Genomic DNA, 13,570 nt, shown 5'->3' with positions numbered 1-13,570 from the left:
CTTTCACATCCTGTTCCCACCGTTTGATCTATCGCATAGCTGGCTGAAAATAATCTCATTGGAGAGGGCGAACAGCCCGAAAATGCCGGAATCCCGTGAAAGCCCTGAGGCAACGACCGGTACGGGGCTGAACGCATGCTCCTGTACGACGCTATTGATGACGGGCAGCATCTGACTGGCAAAAACGTGGTATTCACCGCCCAAAATCACCAAATCACAATTGAGCAGGGAAATGATATTGCTGACGGCTGTACCGATCAGGCCGGCGATTTCATCAATACAGGCGCGGATAAAGGGATCGCCCGCCTGCCAGGCGGCTGTGACCTTTCGGAAGGATACGGCGCCGGTTTCCTCCGTCACTGAGTGCAGCGTTTGCGCGGGCGCCTTATCGCGCACCCGCTGTAAGAGGGCGTCCAGGCTGATGTATTTTTCAAGCGGGACAGGTCCGTCCGGGCTGTGGACTAAGAAGTTTGCAACCTCGCCCGCACTTTTACCGCTGCCTTCGTAGAGCGCGCCGTCGATGATGATGCCCGCGCCGACGCCCAGGCCGCAGCTGAAATAAACGAGATTGCGCTTGCCTGTGCCGATTCCATAGTTAAGCTCACCGACCGCGGCGGCGTTTACGTCATTTGCAATGAGCACAGGCGTGCCGAATGTTTCCTCAAGCGCCTGTGATAGCTCCGGGATTTTCCAGTTGGTAAACTGTGTGTTCGCCTTGAACTCGTGGTTTTCCGGCAGATAGATACCGGGCGACGAAATCGCGATGACGGCCAAATCCGTATTGGCGAGATTGCCGGAGGCGGTCAGGGTTGCGATTGCGTTTTTGACAAGCTCCAGACGTGTCGCGAAGGAAGTGGCCGGCGTGATATTGATGGTGAAGTGATTGATGCGTTCACCGCCAAGATTGGCGAGCACAAAGATTGGCTCCTCATAGTTGAGATCAATCGCGACGATGTATTTGTAATTCTTGTTAAACTTGAGCAGAATCGGTTTGCGTCCGCCGGTCGGCATAGCCCTGCCCGCGCCGACCTCCTCGATGATGCCGGTGTTGAGCAGAGCCGCAATATTCTCCGTCATAGCGGATTTGCTGATATGGACAAGGCGCGAAAGGGCAGCCCGTGAGATGCTCTCCGTATGGTAGATGCTGTTGAGGATGACCCGCTGGTTGATGCTGCGGATATGTGTCTGATCGACCGTATGGTTCAATCTGGTCACTCCAATCGTAAGGAAAGAAAACAAACTGCTTCTTTGTTATTATCATAACATGTCTGCTGCAAAAGACAATACTGGCAATTTGTACAATAAGAAGATGAAAAAATTAAATTATATGTAAAATATATTTGCGGATAGATGTTTTTATATTGACAATGCAAACAGGCGATGATAAGATGCAGATATAGTTAGTTTGGAAACAGAACGAATTTATAAAGGCATTATCCATTACAGAAAGGGGATTGACCATGCAAAATCCACTTCGGATCGGGGTCATCGGATTGGGGCTGATCGGCGGACTTCACGCACGCATTGTCCATGAATGTCCAAACGCCGTGCTTGCCGCGGTGACGGATATCAACAAGGGCGCGGCGCGCGCCGCAGCAGAGCAATACGGCTGCCAATGGTACGCTGATTTTCGCAGAATGTGCGACGAAGCTGCTCTGGATGCCGTCTGCATCTGTACGCCCGACCAATTCCACCTGGAAAATGCGCTGTACGCGGCCAAAAAGGGTCTGCATCTTTTGATTGAAAAGCCGATCGCCCCAACCGAGCGTGAAGCGCGTGAGATCACGGCCGCGGCCGCTCAGGCCGGCGTGCGCATGATGGTCGCGCATGTGCTGCATTTTGATCCCAGATATGCCAAATTGCAGGAAGCGATCGATCAGGGCGAGATCGGCGACGTCATTCATATGTTCTTCCGCCGTACAAACCCGCGTTCAAACGGGCGGCGACTGGGCGGGAAGGTTTCCATTTTCTACTTTATCGGCGTACATGATTTTGAAATGATGTGTTCTTATATGAAATGCCGCCCGCTGCGCGCCTACTGCCAGCGTGTCAGCAAGGTAAACGCCGACATCGGCTGCGAGGACACGGTCATTTCAACCATTACATTTGAAAACGGCGCGGTCGGAACCATCGAGCTTTGCTGGGCGCTGCCGGAAAACAGCGCGCTGGGCATTAACACCTATGCCGAGGTTGTCGGCGTAAAGGGCGCGGGTTATGTCACGATCATGGATCAAGGCGTCTCCCTGATCACGGAATCAAACGTCTATTATCCCGATACGCTCCACTGGCCGGAGTACAACGGCCGCATCCAGGGCGATCTCAAGGAGGAGCTCCATCACTTCGTGACCGCGACGCTTGACGGCGCGCCGTACATTACGAATACCGAGCACGCGATTACTGCCGTCAAGATCATTGAGGCGTGTTTTAAGTCGATTGAAACGGGCCTGCCCGTCGATATTCAATAAAAAGAAAATCAGGAGGAAATGAAAATGAAAGTTCTTTACGCCGGCGACGCCTGCACCAAAATTGGGCCTGTATTTGTCGCCTCCCCTTTCAACCTTGAGGTCAAGGGCGTATCCCACCACATCTGGGGACAGCCGCTGATCGACGCGCTGACCGCCGACGGCATCGAGGTCAGGCATCTGACCAACGACCAGGCGATCGGCGAATTCCCGCGCACAGAGGAGGAGCTTGCCGAGTATGACGTCGTAATCATCAGCGACTGTGAGGCCGAGGTCCTGTCCCTGTACCCGTTCTGGGTCGCCGGCACGCCGCTGCCGCGCACGGACCGGATGCGCGCCATCCGCAACTATGCCAAAAACGGCGGCGGCCTGATGATGATCGGCGGCTGGTCGTCGTTCAGCGGGCGTTTCGGCACAGGCGCATATTATGACACCCCTGTCGAGGAGGCGCTGCCGGTCAACTGCCTCAAGGGCGCCGATGACCGCGTCGAGGTCCCGGCGGGCGTCAAGGTAAAGGTGCTTGACAAGGCGCACCCGATCATGCAGGACATCCCATGGGAGGAAGCGCCGGTTTTTGAAGGGTTTAACAAGATCATCCCGAAAGAGGGGGCCAACGTCATCGCGACGATCGGCGACGAGGAGATCGAATCGCCGCTGCTTGTAACCTGGTCGTATGGCAAGGGCCGTTCCGCCGCGTTTGCAAGCGACTGCTCGCCGCACTGGGCGGAGTATTTCCAGCCGTGGGAATATTACGGAAAGTTTTGGGTTCAGGCCGTGCGCTGGCTGGCCGGGGAACAGAAATAAGAAGAAAACTGTAAAGTGGGGTGGCATGCCATGGAAACAGTGCGCGCGGGAAAGCCCGGCGGTGGGGCAAAGCCGGATTTACAGCGGGTGATGCCGGTTGTAATCCTGGCGGTTTTGCTGCTGGCGCTCAGCCTGCTCAACCGCGATTTCCTGTCCCTGCAAACGATTGTAAACCTGATGCAGCAGGTATCGGCGGTGGGCGTCGTGGCGATCGGGGCCATGTTTGTAATCATCACCGGCGGGATCGATTTCAGCGCCGGGTACGGCCTGGCAATGATCGGCATGGCGGCCGGCGTGGTTTACGCACAATCGCCCTTTCAGGGCAGCGTCGCCGCTATGGTGGCCACATTCCTTGGCATGGGCGCGCTGCTTGGCCTTGTCAACGGTCTGTTGATCGCGGCGCTTGATATTCTGCCCTTCATTGCGACACTCGCCATGATGTCGCTGGCGCAGGGCATGTCGCTGATGATCGGCGGCGGTACGATGATTATGCTCAGCGATTCGCCAATCCTGGCGGTCGGGCAGGGCAAGATCGGCGGCGTGCTGCCGGTATCCTTTGTGGTGCTGCTGGCCGTCTGCCTGGCGGCGTCGGTGATCCTGCACCGGACAAAACTCGGCGTCTATACATACGCGCTCGGCGGCAATGAGGACGCCGCATGGTACAGCGGTATCCATGTCAAACGGTATAAAATCCTGGTATATGTTGTGGCTGGTATCTGCACAGGTATCGCGTCGATGCTGACGGTTTCGCGCATTGCGATGGCCACGCCAAGTATCTCCGGGACGACGCTGACCGACGCCATCGCCGCCACCTGCATCGGCGGCACAAGCATGAGCGGCGGCCGCGGCAATGTGCTCGGAACCTGCATCGGCGCAGTGATCATTGTGCTGATCAGCACCGCTTTGACGTATCTGAAAATCCCGGCGGAGATGCAGGAGGTCTTTAAGGGGGCCGTCATCCTGCTCGCCGTGGCGTTTGACGCGGTTGTCAGCCGTAAAAGATAGCAATGGGATTTTTAGGGATAAACAGATTGAAAAGGAGACGTATCTTATGAAAAGAGCATTTGCGTTCCTGATGGCGCTTACAATGGCCGCCGGGCTTCTGGCGGGCTGCGGCTCCAGTTCCGGTACGCCGGCAGCGTCCTCCGTGGCGCCGGCGGCGCCAGCGGCTTCGGGGGCTGCGCCGGCGGCGGAACCGGCCGGACAGCCGGCAGGCGATGCGGACAAGATTGTCTGCGGCGTCGTGCTGATTGATATGACCAACCAGTTCTTTGTCGATATGATCGAGGGCGGAAATAAGGCGGCTGAAGATTACGGCTGTGAAGTGATCTGGAAAAGCGCCGACGGCAACTTTGACAATCAGATTTCGTTGATCGAGAACTTTATCGAGCAGGGCGTCGACTGTATCCTGGTCGACCCGCTTGACAGCGAAGGCCTAAAGCCCGTGATTGAAAAGGCGTCGGCCGCCGGTATCCCGACCATTACCATGGCGGGCCAGGTCGATGTTGAAACAAACTATACCACCGTCTACAACGACGAGGAGAACACCCGCATGATCGCGGAGATGACCGCCAAGATGATTGGCGAGGAGGGCAAAACGGCCCTGCTTTACGGCAACAAAGGCAATCTCGTTTCCGACCTGCGCCAGAAGGGCTATTATGAAGGCATGGAAAAATATCCGAATATCACTGTGGTGGAACAGCCCACCAACTGGGACCCGCCGACCGGCATGAAAGCGGCGCAGGACCTGATCGCGGCGAATCCGGACCTCAAGGCGATTCACTGCGTTTCCGACGCGGTCACGCTCGCGGCGTACCAGGCGGTTAAGACTGCCGGTAAGGAAGGCGAGATCATCGTCACCAGCTATGACGGCAACGACGAGGCCCTCAAGGCGGTCGAGTCCGGCCAGTTTACAGGCACAGTCCTGACCGGCGCGAAAAAGACCGGCTATTGGAACATCCAGGTGGCGCTTCAACTGGCCAGCGGTATGCGCCCGGCGGAAAAAGTCCTGAACCTTGACACGCACTTTGTTATGACCGATGAAAACAAGGCGAAGTTTGCGGAAATGGGGATTGAAGGCACATCGGATGTCAGCGTCATCAACCCGGCGCAGGCGCTTGAACAGGCGGGCAACTACAGGGACGAGCTGTATGACCCCGATCTTCTCGCGGGCTGAACGTAAAGGGAAGGGCGCTTATATCCCCTTCGCGGCGGGCGCGGCGCGCCCGCCGCGGCAGCTTTACCGGCCTGCTGCCGGCGATCAATGTAGGAGCGTGAGCGGATGGATATGGCAAAGAAGGGAAAAAAACGCGGCGCGGCAATGAATGGGGAAACCTTCCGGTATATGACGATCGCCGCGATGATCGCGGTACTGTTTGTGTTGTTCTCGTTTGTCTCAAAGGGCTTTTTGAGCTTCAACACGGTCATGAATCTTTTCAGGCAGGCGGCCTCCAACGCGTTGGCCGCGATCGCAATGACAATGATCATGCTGACAGGCGGGATCGACCTGTCTGTTGGGTCTGTGGTGGCGTTTTCAGGCGCGGCGGGCGCTTTGGCCATGCAGGCGGCGGGCGGCTCCACGCTGTTTGCGGGGATCGCGGGCATCGCTGCGACTGTCGCGGCCGCGACAGGTTTTGGGCTGATCAACGGGTATGCGGCGGGATATCTCAAAATCGCGCCGTTTATTGTCACCCTGGCGACGATGTCGCTTGCGCGTGGGCTGACATTGACCGTTACGCATTCCTCGCGCGTCATTGTCGACAACAGCCTGTATAATTTTGTAAGCCAAACGGATCTGTTTGGAAAAATCCCGGTTTCCCTGCTGCTTGTAGCGGCCGCATATATCGCGGCGTACTTGCTGCTGACCAGGACGGCCTTTGGACGCAGGACCTATGCGATCGGCGGCAATCCGGTCGCCTCGCGCGCGTCCGGCATCGATGTGGAAAAACATACGCTGTGCGTTTATATTGCCGCCGGCGTTTTTATAGCTCTGTCGACAATTGTTATTGTCGGCCGCGCGCGTTCCGCGCAGCCGATGGCAGGCGTTGGGATGGAGTTCAATGTCATCACCGCCGTTGTTATTGGCGGCACGAGCCTGATGGGCGGCCAGGGAAATCTGAAAGGGACGCTGCTCGGCGTCGTATTGACATCCGTCATCTTTACAGGGCTTAGTATGCTCGACCTCTCCCCGTTTGTCAATTATATGGTTCAAGGCTCCCTGATCCTGTTGGCAGTGCTTGGCAACCGCATTGTTGCCGCCAAAGCGCAAAAAAGCGCCCTGCGCCATGCGGCCGGGCAATCCGGCGGCGCCGAGCTGCAAAGGGGCAAAAAGACGCGCGGACTCGACGAGATTCTCGCGGCAAACGAGCAGGATGTCCTGGAGCTGCGGCATATCGTCAAGGTGTTCCCTGGCGTGCGCGCACTCGACGACGTAAGCCTTACAATCAAGCGCGGGACCATTCATGCGCTGTGCGGCGAAAACGGCGCGGGCAAATCGACGCTGATGAAAATCCTCTCCGGCGTCTATACAAAGGACGAGGGCGAAATCCTGATCAACGGCGCGCCCGCTCAGATCCGTTCGCCGGCGGACAGCGAACGGATAGGGATTTCCGTTATCTATCAGGAGCTTGCCAATATCCCGGAGCTGAACGTAAGCCAAAACGTCAACCTGGGGAAGGAGCTGTCAAACAGCACGCGCGTCCTTTTGGACATAAAACGCATGGAACAAAAGACGCGCAGCCTGCTTGACCGTTTCCAGCTCCAGGTCGGCGTACGGCAGAAGATCGACCAATTGACGGTCGGACAGCAGCAGATGATTGAAATCGCCAAGGCGTTTGGTTCAAACGCCTGGATTGTGGTTATGGATGAACCGACATCTGCGATCACCGAGGCTGACAAGGAAAACCTGTTCAAGATCATCCGGGAGCTGAAAGAAAACAACATTGCGGTCGTCTATATCTCGCACCGCATGTCAGAAATCTTTGAGATCGCCGATGAAATCACCATCCTGCGCGACGGCCGCCAGGTGATCACTGGACCGGTATCGGAATTCGACGAAAATAAGGTGATACGGCATATGGTCGGCCGAGAGCTGAACGATATTTTCACACGTGAAAAGGGCGCGCCCGGCGAGGAGGTGCTGCGTGTTGAAAATCTCAGCCGCAAGGGCGCGTTTGAACCGATCAGCTTTTCCGTGCGCGCCGGCGAGGTGCTCGGCTTCAGCGGCCTGATGGGCGCCGGCCGCACAGAGATCATGCGCTGTATCTTTGGCCTTGACCGGCCCGACAGCGGCGCAATTTATCTGAGCGGCCAAAAGCTGGAGGTTCGCTGTCCGCTTGACGCAATCAAGGCCGGGATCGCGATGGTTTCCGAGGACCGCCGCCGCGAAGGGATTGTCCCGCATATGACGGTGCGTGAGAATACGACTCTGGCCGCCCTGCCGTGGATCAGCCGGTTTGGCTGGATCGACGCGAAAAAGGATCTGTCGATCGCACAGGAATATATTGATTCGCTCAACGTTAAGACGCCGTCCACAGAACAATTGATTATGAATTTAAGCGGCGGTAACCAGCAGAAGGTCTGCCTTGCGAAATGGCTCAACCGCAATCCAAAGGTCGTCATTCTTGACGAGCCGACGCGCGGCATTGATGTAGGCGCAAAGGCGGAAATTCATCGCCTGATCGACCGCCTGACGAAACAGGGCATTGCGGTCATCATGATTTCGTCCGAGCTGCCGGAGATCATCGGCGCCTGCGACAGGATCGTCGTCCTTTACGAGGGCCGCATGATGAAGGAGTACTTATCCGATAGCCGCGTTACGCAGGAACAGATCATGAAAAGCGCCGCCGGCCTTTCCGCTTGATTTCCACCCGCTTTTTTGAAAAAAGCTTAGCAAACAACTTTCCGGCTTTTTTGAAAAAAAGCCTCAGCAAAAAACTTCATACCTTTTTTGAAAAAAAGGTATGCCAAAAAACTTTAGTCGGCTGTGCCACAAACAGTGGGGCGGGTTTCCGGCATTGTTGGAACGGTAAAAATAAAGACAGACAGCGGCTTTATATGGAACCGCTGTCTGTCTTTATTTTTAATACGAATCAGAGAAAATGATTGCTAAAATGGCTTTTGCCTTATGCTTCAATCTAAATAGAAACAGGCGGATGGCAAGAATTTTTGGAGAATAACAAACTGCTGTTATGATTTGGAAGGAATTTGGATTTCGGAAAAGTTCCAGAATTCATTGTCGCCATTAGAGGTAGTCAGATAGTACATAACCGTGTATTGGCCCGGCTCAGTGAAGGTATATTCCAAAATACCGTTGTCCGTGCGCAGCAAATCGTAGTAACCACCGTTGCGGTATACATACCACCGTACAGAAGACGTCCATGAGTAGTCATAATCAATGATAAATCGATACTGAGAATCGCTTAAGGGCTCCATCTTGTGCCCATTGTATTGCAAATTCAAATAAGGATACGCATTGGTCACATCCTTGGCGCTTCCTTCGGGATTTACATCCACTGCGGATGTAATAGCCGCTTGCCTATGTCCGTCCGAAGAACGGACATAGGCCTTTACCAAATAACTTCCTGCCTCATCAAAGCGATAGGAAAATTGCGGGTCTATGGAATAATCCGTTTTGAAGAGCACCTTTGCAGTATTTCGATCCAGAACATACCAAGCATACTGTAGGCCATCAATGGTGTTCTGATTTGTAAACGTGAATAAGTTATTCTGCTGGGATACAGTGACCGCCATAGGATCTACCCGCTGTCTGGACGCGAGAGAAATCTGTCGGTTCGTTTCTCCATCGGACCAGGAGAAAGCCATAGCTTTTTCATCAAAAGAGAAATTGTCCATCCCTTCCGTTGCGCCGGAAGCGTCTTCTATGGTGATGAGAGTCACCAGATCGTAATCCGTTCCGACCGCATCGAATTTCAAGGTGTTGATTTCTGCCAGATGGTTCATCTGCCGGGAGATAAATCCATATCCGGTTTCGGTATCCCCATGGTAGATGTTCAAATCAAGCGGCCCGGAGGCGTGCAACTGGCGGATTCTTACATAGCAGTCCGTATCCGCCAGGCGCAATCGCACTTCCGTCGGCGACGAATCCAATATTTCTGTATATTCTGAGCACTGAAAGAGCTGCGAGTAGGTGTGTTCATCCCGAGAAACCATATTGTCGTAAAGCAGGATCGCATCTCCAAAATAGTAGAAATGCCGATCCAGGCTGACGCCGGGATACATATCGTTGACCCCCAGCACATAATCGTATCCGTCTTCGGAGGCGGTTCGCAGGATGCCCGTTTTGGAGCTGTTTTCATCTGTAGGAGAGTAACTCTTTCCATCTACAATAAGCGTGTTGTGTGCTCGGGAGGATACGAAATGATCGCGGTAAAAATTCCCGGATACATAATTGTACCAACCGGTATCCGCAAACACGTCATATCCGTGAGAGTAAAGCATGAAGGAAAGATCATCCGCATGTTTATGAGTTTTGGAGGAATACCCGGACTTGAACATTGTCCAGGTGGCGTCGGAAAAGCCGTCCGCCGCCCAGGAATTGCGTCCAATGTAGTATCCGGAATGAGGATAAAAGGCTGAGAGGCTGTCAGGCATTTCCCCTTGTGCACCCTGAGTAGAGGAATAGGTCAGATGTGGGTTGCCGAATGCGGTCAGGCTGGCGTTGGAGACTGTGGAAGATGTGATGCGGCCATTCGTATCGCCAATCTCCGCCAGGGAACCATTGGGCTTGAGGATCCGAGCCATAAATTCGGCGGACGCTTCAATGTCCTGATAAAGATCGGTTCCATAGGGATTTCCCATGGTCTTCAGGAAGTCCGCCACGATACGGAACAGATCCATCACTCCCACCTGATAGCCGGGAGAGTTTTCCACATGGACCATCTCGTCTGAAAAGGCAAATTCTTTTTGAAGCTGAAGACGCGACTGCGCGATTTCCAGCCATTGTGCGGTTTGATCGTTATTGAGAAAGTAAGCCGTGTAGATCAGCGCGCGGTCCTGGAAAATGCCATGATTGTGGTTTTCAGTATAGTTTTGCGGGTCACTCAAAAACTCTGCATGTTCCTGAAGTAGTTCTCGCAATTCTCGGGAGAATTCCGGCGTGATCCGCTGAGCCGGCTCCGCCACCAGAATGAAATAGATCAGATTTTCGGCACGCAGCGCGGTACCATGGTCATACCATACAAATGGATTTTTGGAATCGCCTCGCGGTTGCTCATACTCCATCCAGCTTTGGATCATTTCCGTTGCGCAATCAATATAGGCCGCATCGGAGGTCAGCTGATAGGCTTTTGTCAGATAGATCAGCGGGTTCAGACACTGCAAATATAATTGGAAGGTGTTGGGCGATTCAGTAAACTGCACATCCCAGTCAAAGTTGTCAAAGGACTCATATGGCAGTACGGGCTCCATGGTTTCCAGATCCATGTTCTCATAATTTACGATCATTTTGTGATCGAGGATGGAGTCGGCTATGGTGATGGTCAACTCGTCCGACGGCACACGGAAGCCACAGTTGAACTCTTCCAGAGTAAAGCCGCATTCGGTGCTCTGAGATGCTCCGGGTGAAGCTTGGGAAGACTCCTTGCCGGTATCCGGGGCTTTTTCACAAGAGCACAGCAGGACAGTGACAACAAGAAAAATAGATATAATTTTCCGAATCAACACAGTTCCTCCTTTTTCGCAGTCAGTGCGCAGTTCTGGCCCGAATACTGGCGTACAGGTGGCGGATGTATTCCCACAGACGCCATATGCCTTGATACAGGGCATATAGCCCAAGGGCAGCGAGCAGACACAGAATCGGGAAAATCACACATTTGTAGCGGCACTGCGGTTCGCCAATCAGGACGATCAACGCAAACCCGAATAAAAACAGGGAGTGCGTAAAAACAGAATAACCGGTCGGGCGACGCATTAAATAGATACAGCCCGCCGCAGCGAGCAGACACACCAGAAGGTAGTATTGCCCCATAAGGGAACAAATTTGAACAATATACGTATAGAGCGGGTGCTCCAATTCAGAAGCAGTTGAGATGTACCCGGATCGCAAAGCCCAGTTCAGAAAGCTGACTTCCGGAAAGCGGCTGTACTGACCCCAGGTGATTTGGAACTTCCTCAAAAGGATCTCGGGATACACATCCCAGTGTTCCCGCAAAGAAGTAAAGATCTTCTCATAACATTCCTTATGAAAATCGTCGGGATCGCCGGAATAGGTGGAAAGAAAGCTCTTAGCTGGATCCCGGGACTGCTGGAGGTTTTCATCCAGCCCGAGGCCAAGGTAGAGCGCATAGCCAGTTCCGGACGGGTAGGTTTCTATCCCCATTTTCTGCTCCACGAGCGCGATGGCGCCAAGGGATACCAATTGATACATAACAAATACGCAAAACATGGTGATCAGACTTCGAAGAAGGATACGGGACGGGGGGGGGGCGTTTGTGGAGATTAACTTCTTTTCTCGGATTCGATCCCGGATAGCAGGAAGTATGAAAAACAGAAACTCGGCGCCTGCAAAGGCAACCAGAAAGACGACACCGAATGGGCGATAGGCGTTGGCGACGCCCCAAACAAGCCCGATGGATACCGCCCATACCCAGAACCATTTGCTTCCAGAACGCCTGGATCGCTGCAGATATTCCAGCAGAAGAATCGAACCGGTCATCAGGGGGATCGCAATAAATTCCGGAGTGAGCACGCCGATGTAAATGATGATGGAGGGAAAGAATGCATAGAAGGAGGCGGCAAAGAAAGCAATGATGCGGCTTTTCAAACAGAGTTTGGTCCCGAAATACAGCAGGACTACAGTAGCGGTATCCAGCACGCAGTTAAAAGCCTGTGTCGTGAAAACGGAAGGCTCAAACAGAGAATATAACCCCGATAAGGTGATGGCGTAGAAACCCCATGCGGTAGCCATGGAATATACATGGGGATCGCTGGGCACACCTGTCTGCGCGAGACTGACCGCATTCTGATGGGCAAGCCAAAAATCAGCGGCGGGCTGGGTTTGGATCAGCAGCACCGCGTACATGCGGACTGTAAAAGCAAGCAAGGCCAATACACCCAAAAGCAGCCATTCCTGCCCGCGTGAAACAGTGCCTGACACACGGCGAAACGCATAGATGCATAAACAGGCCAAAGCGCCCCAGCCGGCTATTAAAACCGGAAGATAGGGGCGGGCACGCCAATAACCGAATACATAGGTTGCTGTGAAATATGCGGCCAGCAAAAGGGGGAAGATTGCAAGAAAAGGGTAAAATATTCTCATGGGCCAAACAACAGGTCGTTCGTTCATAAGCAGCCTCCATCTACTGAGAATGGCATTTAAAATGCAAATATTTACTAAATATACCACAATTAAACTGATAATTAATGCGAATTTTGAACAAATATCCGAAGCGTCGACCAGGATGGCAATTAGAATATGCAGCGATGAGGACACAGCAATATTGTGCCTAAATCACCCGACCTTAGTAACGCTTTATTACGCCGTATTTGGGCATGTGGCATATGATGTGCGTTGATAACAGGCATCAGGTGACCTATGCGATTCCCCTTTCGCAGTCAGTGCGCGGTTCTGACCCGAATACTGGCGTACAGGTGGCGGATGTATTCCCACAGACGCCATATGCCTTGATACAGGGCATATAGCCCAAGGGCAGCGAGCAGACACAGAATCGGGAAGATCACACATTTGTAACGTCCCAGCGGTTCGCCGATCAGGACGATCAACGCAAACCCGAATAAAAACAGGGAGTGCGTAAAAACAGAATAACCGGTTGGGCGACGCATTAAATAGATGCAGCCCGCTACGGCAAGCAGACACACCAGAAGGTAATATTGTCCCATCAGAGTAGAGATAGGGGGGAGATACTGGCTGAGGGGATGGGGCGTATCGGTGTCGCCAGGCTGAAAAGCCCAAGTCAGAAAAGCGGTTTCCGGATAACGTCTGTATCGTCCCCAGGTTGTTTGAAACTTCTCTGGAAAGATTTGAGGATATGCATCCCAGTGCTCCCGCAAAGAGGTAAAGATCTTCTCATAACATTCCTTATGAAAATCGGCGGGATCACCGGAATAAGTCGAAAGAAAGTTGCGGGCTGGCTCCTTTGAATATTGAAGGTTTTCATCCAGCCCGAGGCCAAGGTAGAGCGCATAGCCAGTTCCGGACGGGTAGGTTTCTATCCCCATTTTCTGCTCCACGAGCGCGATGGCGCCAAGGGATACCAATTGATACATAACAAATACGCAAAACATGGTGATCAGACTTCGAAGAAGGATACGGGACGGGGGGGGGG

General features: G+C 53.5%; 9 protein-coding genes. 5 read left to right on the top strand and 4 right to left on the bottom strand.

What is annotated here, in order from left to right:
• Positions 1–3 precede the first annotated feature (3 nt).
• Positions 4–1,206 carry an ROK family transcriptional regulator gene (locus FMM72_RS00190; RefSeq protein ID WP_162220176.1) on the bottom strand — a complete coding sequence of 401 codons (1,203 nt, stop codon included), beginning with the start codon at positions 1,204–1,206 and terminating at the stop codon, positions 4–6.
• A gap of 254 nt (positions 1,207–1,460) precedes the next feature.
• On the opposite strand from FMM72_RS00190, the gene FMM72_RS00185 reads away from it, so the two are divergent.
• The 5 genes from FMM72_RS00185 to FMM72_RS00165 all read left to right on the top strand — a co-directional run bounded on the left by FMM72_RS00185 (position 1,461) and on the right by FMM72_RS00165 (position 8,127).
• Positions 1,461–2,465 carry a Gfo/Idh/MocA family protein gene (locus tag FMM72_RS00185; protein ID WP_162220175.1) on the top strand — a complete coding sequence of 335 codons (1,005 nt, stop codon included), beginning with the start codon at positions 1,461–1,463 and terminating at the stop codon, positions 2,463–2,465.
• A gap of 24 nt (positions 2,466–2,489) precedes the next feature.
• Complete coding sequence (locus tag FMM72_RS00180; RefSeq protein ID WP_160209395.1) at positions 2,490–3,266, top strand: glutamine amidotransferase; 777 nt, start codon at positions 2,490–2,492, stop codon at positions 3,264–3,266.
• Positions 3,267–3,296: 30 nt separating this feature from the next.
• Positions 3,297–4,271 (top strand): ABC transporter permease, encoded by a 975-nt coding sequence (locus FMM72_RS00175; protein ID WP_160209396.1) that lies wholly within the window; start codon positions 3,297–3,299, stop codon positions 4,269–4,271.
• A 46-nt stretch (positions 4,272–4,317) separates the two neighbouring features.
• On the top strand, positions 4,318–5,442 hold the full coding sequence (locus FMM72_RS00170) for a sugar ABC transporter substrate-binding protein (RefSeq protein WP_162220174.1): 1,125 nt from the start codon (positions 4,318–4,320) through the stop codon (positions 5,440–5,442).
• Positions 5,443–5,547: 105 nt separating this feature from the next.
• On the top strand, positions 5,548–8,127 hold the full coding sequence (locus FMM72_RS00165; RefSeq protein ID WP_162220173.1) for an ATP-binding cassette domain-containing protein: 2,580 nt from the start codon (positions 5,548–5,550) through the stop codon (positions 8,125–8,127).
• A 326-nt stretch (positions 8,128–8,453) separates the two neighbouring features.
• Here FMM72_RS00165 and FMM72_RS00160 read toward each other — a convergent pair whose 3' ends face one another.
• The 3 genes from FMM72_RS00160 to FMM72_RS00150 all read right to left on the bottom strand — a co-directional run.
• On the bottom strand, positions 8,454–10,946 hold the full coding sequence (locus tag FMM72_RS00160) for an alginate lyase family protein (RefSeq protein WP_162220172.1): 2,493 nt from the start codon (positions 10,944–10,946) through the stop codon (positions 8,454–8,456).
• Between the two features lie 22 nt (positions 10,947–10,968).
• On the bottom strand, positions 10,969–12,717 hold the full coding sequence (locus FMM72_RS00155; RefSeq protein ID WP_162220171.1) for a hypothetical protein: 1,749 nt from the start codon (positions 12,715–12,717) through the stop codon (positions 10,969–10,971).
• A 122-nt stretch (positions 12,718–12,839) separates the two neighbouring features.
• Positions 12,840–13,570: hypothetical protein (locus FMM72_RS00150; RefSeq protein ID WP_207710291.1), on the bottom strand; the 731-nt coding region annotated here is incomplete at its 5' end.

Source organism: Anaerotruncus colihominis (assembly GCF_010206195.1).
GTDB classification, from domain to species: Bacteria; Bacillota; Clostridia; order Oscillospirales; family Ruminococcaceae; genus Anaerotruncus; species Anaerotruncus colihominis_A.
This window is presented reverse-complemented; position numbering and strand designations above follow the sequence as displayed.

Coding starts and splice junctions, on each gene's coding strand:
- FMM72_RS00185 (WP_162220175.1), top strand. CDS start 1,461: ATGCAAAATCCACTTCGGATCGGGGTCATCGGATTGGGGCTGATCGGC.
- FMM72_RS00180 (WP_160209395.1), top strand. CDS start 2,490: ATGAAAGTTCTTTACGCCGGCGACGCCTGCACCAAAATTGGGCCTGTA.
- FMM72_RS00170 (WP_162220174.1), top strand. CDS start 4,318: ATGAAAAGAGCATTTGCGTTCCTGATGGCGCTTACAATGGCCGCCGGG.
- FMM72_RS00175 (WP_160209396.1), top strand. CDS start 3,297: ATGGAAACAGTGCGCGCGGGAAAGCCCGGCGGTGGGGCAAAGCCGGAT.
- FMM72_RS00165 (WP_162220173.1), top strand. CDS start 5,548: ATGGATATGGCAAAGAAGGGAAAAAAACGCGGCGCGGCAATGAATGGG.